Here is an 18208-nt window from a genome sequence, read left to right on the forward strand (position 1 = left end):
TGCACCTAGCAATGATGAACAATTATAAAAGTGATTATTCATTCAATATAAAGCACAAAACTCTTTATTATATTATTTAGATTTAACTTCTTCTTCAAGTGTTACATGTTCTTGAGCCCATTTTTCAATGGGTTTTAAAGCTTCTGCTAAAGCTTTACCTTTATCAGTCAATTCATAAATGATTGAAACTGGACTAGTTGAGACTACTTTCTTTTCAACTAATCCCCATTCACCTAAATCAGTTAATTTAATACTTAATGCACGTGGTGTAATGGTCTTTAAATCCCTTTTCATATCGGAAAAGTGCGCAGTATAATCAGTGCATCGTGATAGATAATTAATGATTAAACCGTTCCAACTTCTACCAACAATTTTAAAGGTTTCTTCAAGATATGGACAGATTTCCATTGTCTTCACCTCTATTCAAAACTTCTTTAGATTGTAGGTACTAAAAATAGCTTATAAATATAAACATTATATAGGCTTTAATGATATCTATAAACCAAAATCTTATTAGTATCTAATATAATTATTATACCAGAAAAAGCTAATATGTCGAGAGTTGAAACTGTCAATATTAACTTATCAATACCTTTAGACTTCTTCACTCCAAATATTTGCACCTAATTCTTTTAAATGCTTAACAATGTCAGTATAGCCTCTATAAATATGTCTAACGTTATAAATTGTAGTAACGCCTTCAGCTAAAAGACCTGCAATAATTAAACATGCACCTGCACGCAAATCACTTGCATATACTTTAGCACCATTAAGTGATGATGGTTTAATTGTAGCAGTTCCAGTTTCCATATCGGCTTCAATATTAGCACCCATGTTTTTTAACTCATCGACATGTTTAAAACGTGCAGGATATATTGTTTCTGTTACAAATGAAGGGCCATCTGCCATAAATAATAAAGGCGTGATTGGTTGTTGTAAATCTGTTGCAAACCCAGGGTATACTAAAGTTTTAATATCTACATTTTTATAAGATGATTTGCGTTTTATGATTGCTTTTTCAGCATCACCATCTACTTGGATGTCTACACCAAGTTCTTTTAATTTAACAGTAAGTGCTTCAACATGTTTTGGAACAATATTATTAATAGTAATTTCTTCTCCAACTGCTGCCGCTATACACATGTACGTCCCTGCTTCAATACGATCAGGGATAATTTGGTATTCAGAACCATGTAAGCTATCAACACCATTAATTTTTAACGTACTTGTCCCTGCCCCTTTAATATCTGCGCCAAGACTATTCAAGAAATTAGCAACATCTACAACTTCAGGTTCTTTAGCTGCATTTTCAATGACTGTTTGACCAGTTGCATGAACAGCTGCCAACATAATGTTGATTGTTGCGCCTACACTAACCATATCTAAGAAGATATTAGCACCATGTAGTTCTTTAGCTTCTATTTTAATAGATGTATCATTTGATTCATCTATTTCTGCTCCTAATGCTTTAAAACCTTTAATATGTTGATCAATTGGACGTGGTCCTAATGGACAACCACCAGGTAAACCTATTACACATTTTTTAAAACGCCCTAACATTGCTCCCATCATGTAATAAGATGCTCTAAGAGATTCAACTTTATTGTTAGGCAGTGGTGCATTTTCAATTTCTGAAGTATCTACTTCTAAAGTTTTTCCATTTAAATGGGCTTTAATATTTAAATCTTCCAATAAACTAACTAGCGTCTCTACATCGGAAATTTGTGGTAAGCCATCTAATTTAACTTGGCCTTGAGCTAATAATGTTGCTGGGATAATTGCTACCGCACTATTTTTGGCACCACTTATCGTAACGTCTCCCTTTAGTGTTTGACCACCGCGAATTTTTATTACCTCTTGAGTCATAAGTTTATCTCCTTTGTTTCTCATTTATTTAAAATAATACATTAGTAACATTATAAAATACATATTCTTTATTTGTAAAACATAAATTATTACGAATTATTGATAATTGCAATTTTTAAAATTATCGATTCAAAATTTATAGAACTAATTCGAGAATTATATATACAAATATTATAAATCATTTTTGAAAAACATTTAAATATGAATACTCAAATTATAAAGAAAAAGAGTGAAACGACTTAACGTTTCACTCCTATTTCAAAACATCTTCAATTAAATTATTTATTTAGCACGATTAGATGTACCAAATTCTCTAATTTTACCTTTAACTGTTTCTTTAATCGCTTCACGAGCAGGTCCTAAATATTTACGTGGATCATAAACATCTTGATCATTATTTAAAACTTCTCTTACTGCTTTAGCTGAAGCAATTTGGTTTTCAGTATTAACATTAATTTTAGCAGTACCATAAGGGATTGCTTTTTGAATGTCTTTAGTTGGGATACCAGTACCACCATGTAAAACTAATGGTAAACCAGTTGATGCACCAATTTCTTCCATTTCTTTGAATCCTAATTTAGGTTCACCTTTATATGGCCCGTGAACTGAACCTAATGCTGGAGCTAAAGTATCAATGCCAGTTCTTTCAACTAATTCTTGGCATTCTTTAGGATCAGCATAAATAATGCCACCTACAACATCATCTTCTTGTCCACCAACTGTTCCTAATTCAGCTTCTACTGATACACCATGTTGATGAGCATACTCTACAACTTTTGAAGTAATTTCGATATTTTCTTCAAAAGGACTATGAGAAGCATCGATCATTACTGAAGTGAATCCAGCATCAATCGCTTCTTTACATTTTTCAAAGCTTGAACCATGGTCTAAGTGAATAGCTACAGGTACAGTAATATTTAAGTCATGAATTAAACCTTCAACCATTTTAACTACTGTATAGAAACCACTCATATAACGTGCAGCACCTTCTGAAACACCTAAGATAACTGGCGCGTTCTCTTCTTGTGAAGCTTCTAAAATAGCTTGTGTAAATTCTAAGTTATTTAAGTTGTATTGACCAACCGCATAACCATTTTCTTTCGCATCGATTAACATTTCTTTCATTGAAACTAATGGCATGAAAGTTCCTCCTTGTGTGCAACTGCACAATTTTTAAAATCATTATATCAGATATTTTTTTGAATTGCATGTGAATGCATGCTTGATTTAAAATAAACATTTACTATTAAATACTAAATTATTAATAATTCAATATATGAACGGTTTTATTGCACATAAGTTTGAGTTTATTTACAATACATATGAAACGGAGGAACAACATGTCTAAAATATTACAAACTCAATTAACGGGTATATTTAATCGGTTAGAAGATCAAGCTTTAGATATTCAAATGGCTGCTCAATGTCTAATACAAGCAATCGGTGGCGAAGGTTATGTATACATTAAAGGCTATGGCGATTTGAAATTTTTCGAGCCTTTCGTTATAGAAAGTGAAGAGCACCTTAAATCTAGTAAATTATTATCCACGCTCACAACATTTGATGATATAGATTCAACAGATCGCGTGTTACTCTTTTCACCATTTTACACTGAAGAAGTAGCTAAAGATTTACAAACATTAGTAGATAACGATATAGATGTTGTCTTAATTTGTAATCGACCCAAAGATTCAGAAATACCAGAACACTTTATACATTTCATCAATCTAGCTACCCCTAGACCAATTGTTTATACTGAGGATTATGATAAAGTTGTTCAACCTCACACGATATCTTTTAATTACATATATTATGAAATTTACACTCAAATGATTGAAATGACACGAGATTTAGAGTTGTGATGTCATTCATTATAAAATCAACCCTTACGTCACCATTTCAGTACGTAAGGGTTGATTTATTATATTATTTATTTTGATGTTTATAAGCCGCTTCTACAAACGATTTGAAAATAGGTTGAGGTCTGTTAGGTCTTGATAAGAATTCAGGATGGAATTGACATGCGATATAGAAGTCATTCTCTGGAATTTCTACCATTTCTACTAATCGACCATCTGGACTAGTACCAGAGAACACCATACCATTGGCTTCTAATTGTTCTCTAAATTCATTATTAAATTCATATCTATGGCGGTGTCTTTCTTCAATATTTATTGCGTCATAAATTTGATGTGCCAATGTGTTTTCTTTAATTTTACATGGATATAATCCTAAACGTAACGTGCCACCTAAATCTTCAATATCCTTTTGCTCAGGTAATAAATCAATAATTGGATAAGGTGTGCTAGGATCAAGTTCTGCTGAGTGTGCTCCCTCTAAACCTAGTACATTACGTGCAAACTCAACAGTCGCTAATTGCATACCTAAGCAAATACCAAAGTATGGAACATTATTTTCACGAGCGTATTTAATTGCAGCAATTTTACCCTCGCTTGCTCTAAATCCAAATCCACCTGGTACAAGAATGCCATCTACATCTTTTAAATAGTCTTCAACATTATTATCATTAACTTCGCCAGAATCAATCCACTTAACTACAACGTCTTTCTTCAATGGGTAGCCAGCATGTTTCAATGACTCTACAACAGATAAGTATGCATCTTGTAAGCTAACATATTTACCTACTAATCCAATCGTGATTGTACCATCAAGTGAATTAACGGTATCAAGTAAATATTGCCATTCATCTAATTGCGTTTCATATTTAGCATCTAAATCTAATCGCTTGATGACAATGTCATCCATATCCTGTGCACTTAATTGTAATGGAATTTCATATAAAGATGATGCGTCTCTACATTCTATAACGCTCTCTTTATTAATATCACAGAATAATGCAATTTTATCTTTTAAATCTTGTGTCATTTCATATTCTGTACGCACTACAATTAAATCTGGCTGAATACCTAAACCACGTAGTTCCTTAACACTGTGTTGTGTTGGTTTTGTTTTCATTTCACCAGCAGCTTTAATGTATGGAAGCAATGTACAATGTACATACATTACGTTTTCACGACCTAAATCACTTCTAATCTGTCTAATTGCTTCGATAAATGGAAGTGATTCAATGTCACCAGTTGTACCACCGATTTCAGTAATAACTACATCTGCGTTTGTACTCTCACCAGCAAGTAGTAAACGTTCTTTAATTTCATTAGTAATATGTGGAATAACTTGAACTGTTCCACCTAAATAATCACCACGACGTTCTTTCTTGAGTACATGTGAATAAACTTTCCCAGCTGTAACATTTGAATATTTATTTAAATTAATATCAATAAAACGCTCATAGTGTCCTAAATCTAAGTCAGTTTCAGCACCATCATCTGTAACAAATACTTCTCCATGTTGATACGGACTCATAGTTCCTGGGTCAACATTTAAATATGGATCAAATTTTTGAATTGTTACTTTTAAGCCTCTATCTTTTAACAATCTACCTAGAGAAGCGGCTGTGATACCTTTTCCTAATGATGATACTACTCCGCCCGTTACAAAAATAAATCTTGTCATTTCCTGACCTCCTAATTTATAAAGGGATGCTTCCTTACCTATTTATTCTTTTTAAATAATCACTTTTGAAAAATAAAAAATCGCTCCCTCTCACATATCTGTAAGGGGAGCGTATATGATTTATACACGTGTCCTATTTAAAGGAGCCCGAATAAAATTCTATCATTTTTTTAGTAAAAGTCAATTAAAACTAAAATTTAGTTTTAAAGTCTTCTTAATCTTCGAATTCGTCCTCGTCTTCTTCGTCGAGTTCATCATCTTCGTCATCTTCAATTACTAAATCTGATTCACTAATCTCGTCTTCTACTTGTTCATCTTCAGGGTCGTCTAAAGTTTCTTGATCATCCGTTTGGGCAGGAATGTCATCGTCGTCATCCATTTCGTCATCACCCAATAATTTAAGATTTTTATCTTCTTCATCTTCATCATCAAGAATATCGAATTTTTGAATTGTAGGTGCGATTTTTTCTTCAATATCGTCTACAGAATACCAATCACGTAATCCCCATTGATTTTCACCAATGTTTAAGAAACGTCCATCTGTATTTAAGTCTGTATAGAACTGAACTACACGATTTTCAATCTCTTCAAATTCATAACCACCTAAATCTTTGAATTCATCGATGATATCGTATAAATTCATCGTTGCACCTTTATCATTTAATAACGTATAAGCCATATCTATAAATGACTTTTCATCAACCATTTCTTTAGTATAATCTTGGATTTTCATTATAGCTAATCTTCCTTTCGAAGAATTTTTTAATTATGTCGTTAGATTTCATTAATTAATAGTAACAAAAATAAATTATAAATGACAATACACGATTTCGCAATTACGATTATCTCAGTAATTTACATATTTCTTGAAAATAACTAAATCATCTGACTGATCAATTTCTACGAAACCACTATTTACACATAATGATTTTAATTCATTGTTTTCACCAAATAACGTAATCATAATCGTTTTAGCTTGTTTGAAATGCTTTCGTACATATGTAGGAATTTGTCTTAATGCACTTTCAGCGATACCTTCTTTTCGTTGTTCTTTATACACTTCAATAGCCACAATATCAATTCGATTATCCGTTTGTTCAAGTGCTATAAAACCTACCTTTTGGTTATCTTTTAGTAAATCAACAACACTATAAGATGAAATACTTGATGCTTCATTTTCAGTTAATCGTAGTGAAGACGCATGTTTTGAATCTAAGTCCAAATAATATAAGCGTTCTTTACCAATAGGACCTTCTTCTTTAGTAGCAGTGTGCATAAAACCAGCACGTTCATACACATTCCAAGCCCCTTTATTTTCAGCATCGACAACCAGATACAAGTGATTGAAATCAGGGAATAAATCTTGTACATATTGAGGTAAATACATCATCATCGTAGTTCCATAGCCATTTCCTTGAAACTTCTCATTAATTGATAATGATCTTACATATACAACATTCTCAGGTGTATCATACCCTTCATGTTGATAATATTGATGTAATACAAAGAAACCAACAACATCACCAAACTCATTAATAGCTATATTGGCCACTCTATTTGAATCTGAAAGAGCATCATCTAGAACTGATTTCGGTAAGGATGAGTATATTTGTTGTCTCTCACTTAATTCAAAGTTAACTACATCCTGTCTATACTTTTCTTCAAATTCTTGAATCGTTATATTTTCAAACTGCTTTTTTATAGTCATAACCACTAACCCCTATGCCTCTTTTAATTAATCAATTTTATTATAATTGTTTTTTTACACTTATCAAAATAAAATCCACTTTAATTAGGTACAATTGTTTTAAATTTTTACAATTTAAAAATAATCTATTGAAATTTAGCTAATTTGCTTTACTATAAATATGACATATAAAATCACGAGGTGAACTAGAATGAAAGTCGGTATAGATGCCGGTGGTACGCTAATAAAAATCGTCCAAGAATCTCAACAAGAACGTTCGTATGAAACAAAACTTACTACAAACATTTCAGAAGTAATTGCATGGTTAAACGCAAACACTTTTGAATCAATCAGTCTTACTGGCGGAAATGCAGGCGTTATAGCTGAAAGTTTAAATGTGGATGCAACTATATTTGTTGAATTCGATGCATCATCTAAAGGTTTAGGTATGCTTCTTAAAGAGCAAGGTCATCATATTGACGAATATATATTCGCTAATGTCGGTACAGGCACTTCGTTACATTATTTCGATGGCAAACAACAACGTCGTGTAGGCGGTGTAGGTACTGGTGGAGGTATGATTCAAGGACTGGGATACTTATTATCACAAATTACAGATTATGAAGCACTTACAAATCTAGCTCAGTCTGGAGATAGAGATACGATTGATCTTAAAGTTAAGCATATTTACAAAGATACCGAACCACCTATTCCAGGTGAATTAACAGCTGCTAACTTTGGAAACGTCTTACATAATTTAGACGTAGATTTTTCACCTGCTAATAAATTAGCATCAGTGGTTGGAGTTGTTGGTGAAGTAATAACTACTATGGCCATAACCGTTGCTCGTGAAAATAAAACTGAGAATGTTGTATATATCGGGTCTTCTTTCAACAATAATCCACTTTTACGTGAAGTAATTGAAGATTATACGGTATTACGTGGTTTCAAACCATATTACATTGAGAATGGTGCTTTTTCAGGAGCACTTGGCGCAATTTATTTAAATTAAATACTTATTATTGAAAAGAGCCTGGGACATAATTCAATGCCTCAGGCTACAAATATATATTGGCAGTAGTTGACTGAATTAAAAAGCGTACTTGTAACAAGCTTTTTAATTCTAGTAACCTTGCATGGCAGACGGGCTCCAGCAAAGAGAATTTCTTTAAGAAATTCTACAAGCTAAGCTAGCTAGGGATACAACAAATAAATTTTGAAAAATATTAATTCTGTCTGCTCCCTCTACAATTTATCTAATTCTTAACTGCATCGACATATTTAACATCGACTATTTATTAATGTATATATAAAGACAAGATTTCACTAAATGTTACGTGCTTCAAATTAAAAAGTTAATTCATTTGATAATTTTTGTGCAGAAATGACTGTTCCTACCACACCAGGTTTCAAATCAATTGCGACAGCTTGGTCATTATCACGCAACTTATCTAACCAATCACTAAATACACTACCTTCAATTTCAATTAATTCACATTCCTCAAAATCTTCATCACGAACTTTGAGTGCTCTATTTTTCAAGCTCCAAACCGGCATGATTTGAGGTTTGTCTTCACTATCATCACTAATCAATATAAAGTGATTTTCGCCATGTTTTGATAAACCAAATACTTGGTCTTCTTTGGCAACATCCTTTACAAATTCTTTAATACGAATTTTATCCAACTCTGACATTAATTCATCAGTCATTTTAACGACTTTTACAATTTGACCAGTTTCTTGTAATGTTTGATTAATGATAACTTGATCATCCTCATCAAATAAGTCATCCAATTCATATGTAACGAATGTATCAATATCAATTTTTAGCACACGGTCATAATCGATTGACGCATGTTTTAAATAGTCTTCCGCTTGTCCTTCTTGAGTCCAAACGCCAACATAATCTTGGTTATTACTATTTAGTCTGACCAGTTTTTTATTTTTGTTAGCAACATAAAACACTTCATTAATCAGTACATCTTTAAAGTACGCCTCATTCTTATAAGACAATGCATAACCCTCCATTTCTAATTTGCAACTATTAAAATACTAAACGACAATACTTATATCGTCAAATTTCTATTCTAAAAAAAGGACCAAGACTGTATTCTTGATGAATGCCATGTCTTGCTCCCAAATTGACGCATAGAGCTATAACTATATTGAATTATTATCTTTTGATTCATTTAAATGCTAAGAATTGAAATTATGCTTTTTAAAATTATTGCTATATACCTATCAATGGATATTGATTAGGGTAATTTAATTTTTATCTAATTCAACTAAAAAGGATTTTTCAATTTTCTCTATGGCTTCTTTTGAATCTCCAGTCCATATACAACCAAAACGAGAATTAACTGCATTCTTTCCAAACCAATCACCATCATAATAAGATAATGGATATAATACGCCCTTTTTGACATATTTTAAAATTGTATTAAAGAAATGTTCATTATCACCATTAGAGAAGTAACTATAGAATTTCTGATATGATGAATTTAATTCTTCTTGTAATAATAACATGCTTGTTGAGCCATTTTGTCTAAAGTTTAAATCGATGGCAAAAACATCATCGTTTTTATCTAATAGTAAATCAAATCCAGCTACACCGAAGAAACCCAACTTTACACCATTTTCCATAATTTCTCTTCCTGCATCAATAACTTGTTGAGGAACATCATGAACATTTTCATTTCCAGCATAAAATCCATATTTATCAGTGATTTGATGTGTAGTCCCTAAATAAGTCACACCTATTTCTTCAGAATAAGCATACTGAACACAATAATTCTTTACCGCTTCAATTTTTTGTTCAATAATTAAATTATCCGTAGCATCACTTGCTTCTAAAATACGTTGTGTTGCTTTAGCTAAGTCTTCTTCATTATAGCAAATCATTACACCATATCCACCAGCTGTTGGTAAGTCATCACCTGGTTTAATTACAAAAGGGAAATCCCATTCTTTTATGCGCGCTTTAAAATCATTTATCGATACAATTTCTCGCTCTGGTAAATATTTATGATTCGTCCATTCTGGTATTCGCGCTTTATTGTTCAAAGCTACAAATGTCTCTTTATCTACAGCGTAGCATTTATCTGAAACAACATCTTCACTATGAATATATTGAAAATATATATCTTTACCTTCTTCTTTAACAATTCGATTTAATAGTGCTTCATATGTTTCACGGTTTTTAAATTGATACGTATTTGTGGGAACTTTTTTTCCAACAAGATTAAATAGTTGGTCTAATTTTTCAGTAATACTTGCTTCATGTATAATCATTGGCATTGAATCTGCAATAAGCATTTCCCTACCAGTTAAGAAATTAGATTGATGTTCCTCAGGCTTTAACCATGGATTTGAAACATAAGATGGTCTCGAGTTATACACTATATTTTCATTATATAAGTCACTTAAAGTTAATTTTAGACCTTTTTCATTTATCGTCATTTTGACTCCCCCTTTATATGAGAGTGCTGTTGAACAATTTCATCAAACAATCCCTTATTTTCAATTAGTTCTAATCCCATTAATGCTATAATTTTCGCACCATGAATTAACGCTTGATCACCATGTACACTTGCTGCAGCCTCTCTAAATCTATGTGTATGACCAACTAAGTTTCTAGATCCTATCTTCACATGAGGATGAATCGTAGGTACTATATGACTGACATTACCCGTATCTGTTGAACCAAAACCAAAATCATCATGACTTACATCTTCACCAACTTCGAGCGCGTACTTTTCAAATAATTCATCTAATTTAGGTGTCTTAATAAATTCGTTCACACCATTTTGTATAGGGCCAAATTCATAATCGCAACCTGTTTGAATTGCGGCACCCCTAGCAATTTGATTAACTTTTTCTGTTAAAATATCTAGTTCTTTTCGAGTTGTTGCACGTGTGTAGAATCGAGCATGTGTAAAATCGGGTATAATATTTGCAGCTTTTCCTCCGTCTAAAATAACACCATGTACACGTTGACTTTTTTTAATGTGCTGTCTTAACTGTGCTACACCGTTAAAATATGAAATCATTGCATCTAAAGCGTTTAAAGCTTCGTCAGCATTTTCAGAAGCATGTGCACTTTTGCCATAAAATTTTATATCTAATACATCCACCGCTAGTGTATCAATGGTTGGATAAGTTGCATTACCTGGATGAATCATTAATGCTATATCGATAGCATCGATAATATCAGCCTTAACATATGACGCTTTTGCACTACCATTTTCGCCACCTTCTTCTGCAGGACAACCGAGCACGACAACTTTGCCACCGATGCGGTCTATAACTTGTTTCAATGCTGAACCCGCAAGTACACTAGCAGTTCCAATAATATTATGACCACATGCATGACCTAGGCCTGGTAATGCATCATATTCAGCTAAATAGCCAATAACTGGGCCTTCTTGTCCAGAATCATATGTAGCTATAAATCCAGTAGCGTGTCCAGCAATATCCGTTTCTATATCGAAATCATTCTCTTTCAATTTATCTATAAGCGTTCTAGACGCGAAAATTTCTTCATTGCCTAATTCAGGGCGTTCATGTATTCTATGACTAATTTCAACATAATCATATTTATTATTCTCTATATAATCTAAAATTCCTTGTTTATTACTCATAAATCATAACTCCCTTATTATTGTAAAAATTTTTAAAAATATTTTGGATATTGTAACCATATCGTTTCTCAATTAATTATTACTTATTTTATCGGATTTAAAGATTGTTGTCATTAAATAACTTTATATTTACGAAATTTTCTCACAATTCACTTTGTTTAACTATAATTTTGAAAATTGTAAATACCCTTAACTATTGATACAATCAAATCGTTAACTTAATAATTAAGCTTATTTAATATAGGAGGATTTATCATGACTAAAATGAACGTTGAAAGTTTTAATCTAGATCACACTAAAGTTGTCGCACCTTTCGTCCGTTTAGCTGGTACAATGGAAGGCTTAAATGGTGATGTTATTAAAAAATATGACATTCGCTTCAAACAACCTAACAAAGAGCACATGGAAATGCCTGGATTACACTCACTAGAGCATTTAATGGCTGAAAACATTAGAAATCATACTGATAAAGTTGTAGATTTAAGTCCAATGGGTTGTCAAACTGGTTTTTATGTTTCATTTATTAATCATGACGACTATGAAGATGTGTTAAATATAATTGAAAAAACACTAAATGATGTTTTAGAAGCTACTGAGGTACCCGCTTGCAATGAAGTACAATGCGGTTGGGCAGCAAGTCATTCACTTGAAGGTGCAAAAGAAATTGCGCAAGCATTTTTAGATAAACGCAATCAATGGTCAGATATTTTTGGTGAAGGTAAATAAATTTCATACTTAAAATAAAAACCACCAATACTTAAGTATATTTAAGTATTGGTGGTTTTACTTTTCTCTTCTATAATTTTTTCACTAGTGCAATTAAAACAAATTGCATTGGTAGTCTTGAGTATAATGCCCATTTAGGTACTTGTTTATCACCTAAAGGTAATTCTTTTCGTGCCATATATATATTTGCTGGTAATACAGCTAATAAGAAAAGATTTATACCTGTTTTTAACCAATTAGCAGGACGTTTTAATAACAACATAATACCAAAGAAAATTTCAAATACACCTGTTACTAAAACAGCTGTTTTACGTAATGGTAAGTATTCTGGAACAATATTTCTAAATGACCGTTCATTTGTAAAATGTAGAACGCCAGCTGTTCCAAATGCTAAACCTAATAAATAACGAAATACTTTCATTAATGTTCAACTCCCATTTCATTCAAATAACTCTTACCAAATTCAGGTAATTCCACATTGAAATTATCTGCAATGGTCGCACCGATTGAACTAAACGTACTGTCTCCTGATAATTCATGGTATTTATCAATTTTAGGGCTAAACATAAGTACTGGGATAAACTCTCTAGTATGATCAGTACCATCGGCAATAGGATCATTTCCGTGATCAGCCGTGATAATAACTAAATCATCTTCTTGAAGATTGTCGATTAATTCTGGTAATCGCTCGTCGAAATCTTTAATAGCTTGTGCATAACCTTCTTTGTCTCTACGATGGCCGTATAGTGCATCGAAATCAACTAAATTTAAGAAACTAATGCCATTAAAATCTTTTTTTACGACATTAATTAATTGATCCATACCATCCATATTATTTTTTGTTCTTATTGCTTCAGTTACACCTTCACCATCATAAATATCATTAATTTTTCCTATAGCAATAACATCATAGTTATTATCTTTTAATGTATTCATAACAGTTTTGCCAAATGGTTTGAGTGCGTAATCATGTCGATTAGAAGTACGTGTAAAGTTTCCTGGTTCACCTACATACGGACGTGCAATTACACGACCAATTAAGTATTTAGGATCTTTAGTTAATTCTCGAACCTTTTCACAAATATCATATAATTCTTCAAGAGGAATAATATCTTCATGTGCAGCAATTTGAAGTACTGGGTCAGCGCTAGTATAGACGATTAAGTCCCCAGTTTTCATTTGATGCTCACCTAATTCATCAATAATGGCTGTCCCTGAAGCGGGCTTATTTGCTACAACTTTACGACCTGTCATTTCTTCAATCTCTTGTATTAACTCATCAGGAAATCCGTTTGGATATACTTTAAATGGTTGCATGATATTTAAGCCCATGATTTCCCAATGTCCTGTCATGGTATCTTTACCCACTGAAGCTTCACTAAGTTTAGTGTAGAAAGCACCTGGTTGTTCAACTTTATTGACAACAGGTAATTCTTCAATATTACCCAATCCTAATTTTTCCAAATTAGGTAGCGTTTGGTTAAATCCTTCTAATGTATGCTTTAATGTATGAGATCCTTCATCATTGAAAGCTGCAGCATCAGGCGCTTCTCCGATACCTACTGAATCCATAACAATTAAATGTACTCTTTTGAATGGTGTAGTCATATTTAACACTCCCTCCTACTCTGTAATTATTTTATGAATTAATGTTGGTGTTGTTGCTTGTGCTTGAATTTCAATACTTTCATCAAGTTTCTTAATAACGTCGTCAACATTTTCACGATTACTGTGAATGGTTAATAAAGAATCTCCCTCTTTAACAACGTCTCCTACTTTCTTGTTTAATACAATCCCAACACTTAAATCTATTTCATCCTCTTTAGTTTGTCTCCCTGCACCTAACATCATTGAAGCAATACCAATTTCATTAGCAATAAGTTCTGAAACTACACCACTTGATTGAGCTTTATACTCGATTTGATATGTTGCTGTTGGTAATAGTTCAGGCGCATCAACTACTGAGGCATCGCCACCTTGATTCTCTAAAAATGTTTTAAATTTTTCTAAAGCTGAACCATTTTCAATTGCTTCATTTAATAATTGACGTGCTTCCTCAAGTGTTTTTGCTCTATTAGCTAGAACTACCATTTGAGAACCGAGTGTTAATACAAGTTCAGTTAAATCTTCTGGTCCTTTACCATTTAATGTATCAATAGCTTCTTTCAATTCTAAAGCATTACCAATCGCTCGACCAAGTGGTTGGCTCATGTCAGAAATAATAGCCATTGTATTTCTACCTACATTATTCCCTATACTAACCATAGCATCAGCTAACGCTTCAGCGTCCTCTAATGTTTTCATGAAAGCACCATTACCAGTTTTAACATCTAAGACAATAGCATCAGCACCCGCAGCAATTTTTTTACTCATAATAGATGATGCAATTAAAGGAATTGAGTTAACTGTCCCTGTTACATCTCTCAATGCATAAAGTTTCTTATCAGCTGGAGTTAAATTACCTGACTGTCCAATAACAGCTACTTGATTTTCATTAACAAGTTTAATGAAATCCTCTTCAGAGATTTCAACGTGGAATCCTTTTATTGATTCTAATTTATCAATTGTTCCACCCGTATGTCCTAAGCCACGACCACTCATTTTGGCTACTGGGACACCCACTGCTGCCACTAGAGGCGCTAATACTAATGTAGTTGTATCACCAACGCCTCCTGTTGAGTGCTTATCAACTTTAATACCATTGATTTTTGATAAGTCAATCACATCACCTGAATTAACCATTGCCATAGTTAATGCTGCGCGCTCTTCGTCATTCATATCTTGGAAAAAGATAGCCATAGCTAAACTCGATGCCTGATAATCCGGGATATCCCCATTCGTGTAACCTTTGATAAAGAATTCAATTTCTTCTTTTGATAATGATTTACCATCGCGTTTTTTTTCAATAATATCTACCATTCTCATAATTCTGAACCCCTCTCAAAATAAGCTGTTGTATCTATGTGCTGTTACGTTAATTGCATTATTAATAATCTGAATCTGACTCTAAGCCTTGAATAATTTGAACACCTGCACTCGCACCTATACGCGTAGCACCTGCATCAATCATTTTATTGAAATCTTCCAAACTGCGAACGCCACCTGATGCTTTAACTTCTAATTCGTCTCCCACTGTATCTTTCATTAATTTCACATCTTCAGGTGTAGCGCCTCCCCCAGCAAAACCAGTTGATGTTTTAACGAAATCAGCACCTGCTGCTTTCGCTAATTCACTTGCTTTAACTTTTTCTTCATCTGATAAAAGCACAGTTTCAATAATCACTTTTACTGTTTTTTCATTTGCTGCTCCAACTACGCCCTCAATGTCTTTTTGAACTTCTTCAAATCTTCCATCTTTAAGTGCGCCGATATTGATAACCATATCAATTTCAGATGCGCCATTTTTAATGGCATCTTCAGTTTCAAAGATTTTAGTAGCAGTTGTAGTAGCACCAAGTGGGAAACCTATAACGGTACAAACCAATACATCAGAATCATTTAATCGTTCTGCTGCATATTTTACATGTGTAGGATTTACACAAATAGATTTAAAGTTATACTCTTTGGCTTCATCAATAATTTGATCGATTTGTTGACGTGTAGATTCCGGTTTCAATAATGTGTGATCAATAAATTTAGCATAATTCATAGTAGTTTCCTCCAATATGTTGTTAAATTTAAATGATATTCCATCTAACTGGAATATTAACTATTTAAATTAATATAGTCCTCTCATTTCTATAGTACAAAAATTCGCAAAAAAGTTAAACAAATGTTATCTTAATCTTACCAATCATGATAAGGAGAAGATATTAATGACAAATGGCACACCTCATATTCAACCTAATGGAACAAAAATCGCAAAGACTGTTTTAATGCCTGGCGATCCATTACGTGCAAAATATATTGCTGATAACTTTTTAGAAAATGTTGAACAATTTAATGAAGTTAGAAATATGTTTGGTTACACAGGTACATATAAAGGAAAAGAAGTTTCTGTAATGGGATCAGGGATGGGAATACCAAGTATCGGTATTTATTCTTATGAGTTATATAATTTCTTTGATGTTGATACTATTATTCGCGTAGGTTCATGTGGCGCATTACAAGAGAATGTAAATTTATATGATGTCATTATTGCTCAAGCAGCATCTACAAATTCTAATTATGTTGATCAATTTAATATACCTGGTCACTTTGCTCCAATAGCTGACTATAATCTCATCACTAAAGCTAAAAATGTAGCAGATGAAATAGGAGCAGTAAGCCATGTAGGTAATGTTTTATCTTCAGATACATTCTACAATGCTGATAAATTATTCAATGATAATTGGCAAAAAATGGGAATATTGGGTATAGAAATGGAATCAGCAGGTTTATATTTGAATGCAATTAATGCTAGTAAAAAAGCGTTAGGTATTTTTACAGTTAGTGACCATATTCTAAAAGACGAAGCAACTACAGCTGAAGAAAGACAAAATTCATTTACTCAAATGATGGAAATTGCATTGGAAATCGCCGAGTAATATCAAATTCTAATAGATAATAAAAGGTGCTTGAGACGATAATGAAATCTCAAGCACCTTTTTATATGATTAATTAAACTAAATATGATTTGAACATCCAATTGTGTTTATCAACAGAATTTTTCATACCGATGAACATATCTTCTGAAACATCATCGCCAGCTTCTCCAGCTACTTCTATAGATTTAACTAATTGCTCTGAAATATGAGTTAAATCATTAGAGAAGGCTTCAACCATTTGTTCAGCTGAGTAATTTTTACCAGCTTCATCAACGATAGAAATTTCAAGACTTTCTTTCAATGTACCAACTGGATTTCCACCAATTGCTAAAATACGTTCAGCTAAGTCATCTACATATTGGCTAGCTTCATTGTATAACTCTTCGAATTTCTCATGTAATGAGAAGAAATTAGGTCCTTTAACATACCAATGGAAATTGTGTAATTTAGTATATGCTACAGTCCAGTTTGCAACTTGTTGATTTAATTCTTTTACTACATCTTGTTGACTCATTATATTCTCTCCTTGTACTTCTGAATTGGTTCCTCTTTATTACAATTACTACTATATTATAATTATTATAATCTGTAAATAGTTATGCTTAACATTTTTTGCACTGATTTTTATAACCACCTTTTCCTATCAACTATTAAAACTTATTTACCAGTGATTAAAAAGTGACTAACATCAGCAACTAAAATAATATATATTTACTAACAAACCTCTCATTATCAATTATGATAATATTTTATCAATTATATGCGTTTATCATCTATGAAAAAGGATTTTTCATATTCATTTGGTTTATGCCAATGCGTCTTCCACATCCTATTTCGATTATTTGCAAATAAATTATACGCTAGATCTCTTATTTGACGTGGAATGACTTTAATTAACAATCCTAACCACTTGTAATTTGTTGTAGTCATGATAAGATTAGCAATCGCATTGGATTTAAACTCTAAATGTTGACCACGTTGTAAAATCACGCTGTTTTTATTTAATGCTTCTGGATGTTGTTCAAATAAGTGTTGCCCTGCTTCCCCTTTTAAAGTTGCGAATTCATAACTCTTAGGAAGTCCATTCTGTATTAACCAAATGCAATAGTTATAACAATAAACACAATTACCATCGTAATAAATAATAGGCATTTCTTTCACCTTCCTCTAATTCTTATTATTAATATTCCATTCTATGCCTTACATTAAACACTAAAAATGTCCATAGC

General features: G+C 32.4%; 19 protein-coding genes. 4 read left to right on the forward strand and 15 right to left on the reverse strand.

Annotated features, from left to right (window positions below):
• Positions 1–72 precede the first annotated feature (72 nt).
• The 3 genes from HMPREF2715_RS03165 to fdaB all read right to left on the reverse strand — a co-directional run bounded on the left by HMPREF2715_RS03165 (position 73) and on the right by fdaB (position 3006).
• Positions 73–408 (reverse strand): winged helix-turn-helix transcriptional regulator, encoded by a 336-nt coding sequence (locus HMPREF2715_RS03165; RefSeq protein WP_011275223.1) that lies wholly within the window; start codon positions 406–408, stop codon positions 73–75.
• Between the two features lie 186 nt (positions 409–594).
• Entirely contained in the window at positions 595–1866 is a 1272-nt protein-coding gene (locus HMPREF2715_RS03170) for a UDP-N-acetylglucosamine 1-carboxyvinyltransferase (RefSeq protein ID WP_070580776.1), read from the reverse strand.
• Positions 1867–2148: 282 nt separating this feature from the next.
• Positions 2149–3006, reverse strand: a complete 858-nt coding sequence (gene fdaB, locus HMPREF2715_RS03175) for a class IIb fructose-bisphosphate aldolase FdaB (protein WP_011275221.1) — start codon at positions 3004–3006, stop codon at positions 2149–2151.
• A gap of 200 nt (positions 3007–3206) precedes the next feature.
• On the opposite strand from fdaB, the gene HMPREF2715_RS03180 reads away from it, so the two are divergent.
• Positions 3207–3728: a DUF2529 family protein gene (locus tag HMPREF2715_RS03180; protein ID WP_037551919.1), complete on the forward strand. Its 522-nt coding sequence runs from the start codon at positions 3207–3209 to the stop codon at positions 3726–3728.
• Positions 3729–3792: 64 nt separating this feature from the next.
• Here the strand turns inward: HMPREF2715_RS03180 and HMPREF2715_RS03185 are convergent, their stop codons facing one another.
• From HMPREF2715_RS03185 to HMPREF2715_RS03195, 3 genes are all read right to left on the reverse strand, one after another.
• Complete coding sequence (locus tag HMPREF2715_RS03185) at positions 3793–5400, reverse strand: CTP synthase (RefSeq protein ID WP_070839383.1); 1608 nt, start codon at positions 5398–5400, stop codon at positions 3793–3795.
• Positions 5401–5614: 214 nt separating this feature from the next.
• Entirely contained in the window at positions 5615–6133 is a 519-nt protein-coding gene (gene rpoE, locus HMPREF2715_RS03190; RefSeq protein WP_053025303.1) for a DNA-directed RNA polymerase subunit delta, read from the reverse strand.
• Between the two features lie 114 nt (positions 6134–6247).
• Positions 6248–7108 (reverse strand): GNAT family N-acetyltransferase, encoded by an 861-nt coding sequence (locus HMPREF2715_RS03195; protein ID WP_070839386.1) that lies wholly within the window; start codon positions 7106–7108, stop codon positions 6248–6250.
• A 190-nt stretch (positions 7109–7298) separates the two neighbouring features.
• Between HMPREF2715_RS03195 and coaW the strand changes: the two genes are divergently transcribed.
• Positions 7299–8099: a type II pantothenate kinase gene (gene coaW / locus HMPREF2715_RS03200; protein ID WP_070580779.1), complete on the forward strand. Its 801-nt coding sequence runs from the start codon at positions 7299–7301 to the stop codon at positions 8097–8099.
• Positions 8100–8434: 335 nt separating this feature from the next.
• Here the strand turns inward: coaW and HMPREF2715_RS03205 are convergent, their stop codons facing one another.
• The 3 genes from HMPREF2715_RS03205 to HMPREF2715_RS03215 form a co-directional block, all read right to left on the reverse strand.
• Entirely contained in the window at positions 8435–9100 is a 666-nt protein-coding gene (locus HMPREF2715_RS03205; protein WP_070580781.1) for a DUF2750 domain-containing protein, read from the reverse strand.
• A 252-nt stretch (positions 9101–9352) separates the two neighbouring features.
• Positions 9353–10546 (reverse strand): L-aspartate--L-methionine ligase LdmS, encoded by a 1194-nt coding sequence (locus HMPREF2715_RS03210; protein WP_070580783.1) that lies wholly within the window; start codon positions 10544–10546, stop codon positions 9353–9355.
• Positions 10543–11727 carry a M20 family metallopeptidase gene (locus HMPREF2715_RS03215; protein ID WP_070580785.1) on the reverse strand — a complete coding sequence of 395 codons (1185 nt, stop codon included), beginning with the start codon at positions 11725–11727 and terminating at the stop codon, positions 10543–10545. Before HMPREF2715_RS03215 ends, HMPREF2715_RS03210 begins: the two co-directional genes overlap by 4 nt.
• Positions 11728–11982: 255 nt before the next feature.
• On the opposite strand from HMPREF2715_RS03215, the gene HMPREF2715_RS03220 reads away from it, so the two are divergent.
• Positions 11983–12453 carry an S-ribosylhomocysteine lyase gene (locus tag HMPREF2715_RS03220; protein WP_011275212.1) on the forward strand — a complete coding sequence of 157 codons (471 nt, stop codon included), beginning with the start codon at positions 11983–11985 and terminating at the stop codon, positions 12451–12453.
• Positions 12454–12523: 70 nt separating this feature from the next.
• Here HMPREF2715_RS03220 and HMPREF2715_RS03225 read toward each other — a convergent pair whose 3' ends face one another.
• The 4 genes from HMPREF2715_RS03225 to deoC form a co-directional block, all read right to left on the reverse strand.
• Positions 12524–12874 (reverse strand): DoxX family protein, encoded by a 351-nt coding sequence (locus tag HMPREF2715_RS03225; protein ID WP_070440333.1) that lies wholly within the window; start codon positions 12872–12874, stop codon positions 12524–12526.
• Positions 12874–14061 (reverse strand): phosphopentomutase, encoded by a 1188-nt coding sequence (gene deoB, locus HMPREF2715_RS03230; RefSeq protein WP_070580787.1) that lies wholly within the window; start codon positions 14059–14061, stop codon positions 12874–12876. The genes HMPREF2715_RS03225 and deoB overlap by 1 nt, the downstream gene beginning before the upstream one ends.
• A gap of 15 nt (positions 14062–14076) precedes the next feature.
• The gene (locus HMPREF2715_RS03235; RefSeq protein ID WP_070580789.1) at positions 14077–15378 is read right to left on the reverse strand and encodes a pyrimidine-nucleoside phosphorylase; all 1302 of its coding nucleotides are present in this window, start codon (positions 15376–15378) and stop codon (positions 14077–14079) included.
• Between the two features lie 61 nt (positions 15379–15439).
• Positions 15440–16102, reverse strand: a complete 663-nt coding sequence (gene deoC / locus HMPREF2715_RS03240) for a deoxyribose-phosphate aldolase (protein ID WP_070440327.1) — start codon at positions 16100–16102, stop codon at positions 15440–15442.
• A 166-nt stretch (positions 16103–16268) separates the two neighbouring features.
• Here deoC and deoD point away from each other — a divergent pair, with 166 nt between their 5' ends.
• The gene (deoD, locus tag HMPREF2715_RS03245) at positions 16269–16979 is read left to right on the forward strand and encodes a purine-nucleoside phosphorylase (RefSeq protein ID WP_070580794.1); all 711 of its coding nucleotides are present in this window, start codon (positions 16269–16271) and stop codon (positions 16977–16979) included.
• A gap of 73 nt (positions 16980–17052) precedes the next feature.
• Here deoD and HMPREF2715_RS03250 read toward each other — a convergent pair whose 3' ends face one another.
• Both HMPREF2715_RS03250 and HMPREF2715_RS03255 read right to left on the reverse strand, forming a co-directional pair.
• Positions 17053–17496: a Dps family protein gene (locus tag HMPREF2715_RS03250; protein ID WP_029376676.1), complete on the reverse strand. Its 444-nt coding sequence runs from the start codon at positions 17494–17496 to the stop codon at positions 17053–17055.
• 239 nt (positions 17497–17735) lie between these two features.
• Positions 17736–18131 (reverse strand): thiol-disulfide oxidoreductase DCC family protein, encoded by a 396-nt coding sequence (locus HMPREF2715_RS03255; protein WP_070442136.1) that lies wholly within the window; start codon positions 18129–18131, stop codon positions 17736–17738.
• Positions 18132–18208 lie beyond the last annotated feature (77 nt).

The organism is Staphylococcus sp. HMSC062A01 (assembly GCF_001836805.1).
GTDB classification, from domain to species: Bacteria; Bacillota; Bacilli; order Staphylococcales; family Staphylococcaceae; genus Staphylococcus; species Staphylococcus haemolyticus.

Coding starts and splice junctions, on each gene's coding strand:
- coaW (WP_070580779.1), top strand. CDS start 7,299: ATGAAAGTCGGTATAGATGCCGGTGGTACGCTAATAAAAATCGTCCAA.
- rpoE (WP_053025303.1), bottom strand. CDS start 6,133: ATGAAAATCCAAGATTATACTAAAGAAATGGTTGATGAAAAGTCATTT.
- deoB (WP_070580787.1), bottom strand. CDS start 14,061: ATGACTACACCATTCAAAAGAGTACATTTAATTGTTATGGATTCAGTA.
- HMPREF2715_RS03235 (WP_070580789.1), bottom strand. CDS start 15,378: ATGAGAATGGTAGATATTATTGAAAAAAAACGCGATGGTAAATCATTA.
- HMPREF2715_RS03180 (WP_037551919.1), top strand. CDS start 3,207: ATGTCTAAAATATTACAAACTCAATTAACGGGTATATTTAATCGGTTA.
- HMPREF2715_RS03185 (WP_070839383.1), bottom strand. CDS start 5,400: ATGACAAGATTTATTTTTGTAACGGGCGGAGTAGTATCATCATTAGGA.
- deoC (WP_070440327.1), bottom strand. CDS start 16,102: ATGAATTATGCTAAATTTATTGATCACACATTATTGAAACCGGAATCT.
- fdaB (WP_011275221.1), bottom strand. CDS start 3,006: ATGCCATTAGTTTCAATGAAAGAAATGTTAATCGATGCGAAAGAAAAT.
- HMPREF2715_RS03210 (WP_070580783.1), bottom strand. CDS start 10,546: ATGACGATAAATGAAAAAGGTCTAAAATTAACTTTAAGTGACTTATAT.
- HMPREF2715_RS03215 (WP_070580785.1), bottom strand. CDS start 11,727: ATGAGTAATAAACAAGGAATTTTAGATTATATAGAGAATAATAAATAT.
- HMPREF2715_RS03195 (WP_070839386.1), bottom strand. CDS start 7,108: ATGACTATAAAAAAGCAGTTTGAAAATATAACGATTCAAGAATTTGAA.
- HMPREF2715_RS03255 (WP_070442136.1), bottom strand. CDS start 18,131: ATGCCTATTATTTATTACGATGGTAATTGTGTTTATTGTTATAACTAT.
- deoD (WP_070580794.1), top strand. CDS start 16,269: ATGACAAATGGCACACCTCATATTCAACCTAATGGAACAAAAATCGCA.
- HMPREF2715_RS03220 (WP_011275212.1), top strand. CDS start 11,983: ATGACTAAAATGAACGTTGAAAGTTTTAATCTAGATCACACTAAAGTT.
- HMPREF2715_RS03170 (WP_070580776.1), bottom strand. CDS start 1,866: ATGACTCAAGAGGTAATAAAAATTCGCGGTGGTCAAACACTAAAGGGA.
- HMPREF2715_RS03165 (WP_011275223.1), bottom strand. CDS start 408: ATGGAAATCTGTCCATATCTTGAAGAAACCTTTAAAATTGTTGGTAGA.
- HMPREF2715_RS03225 (WP_070440333.1), bottom strand. CDS start 12,874: ATGAAAGTATTTCGTTATTTATTAGGTTTAGCATTTGGAACAGCTGGC.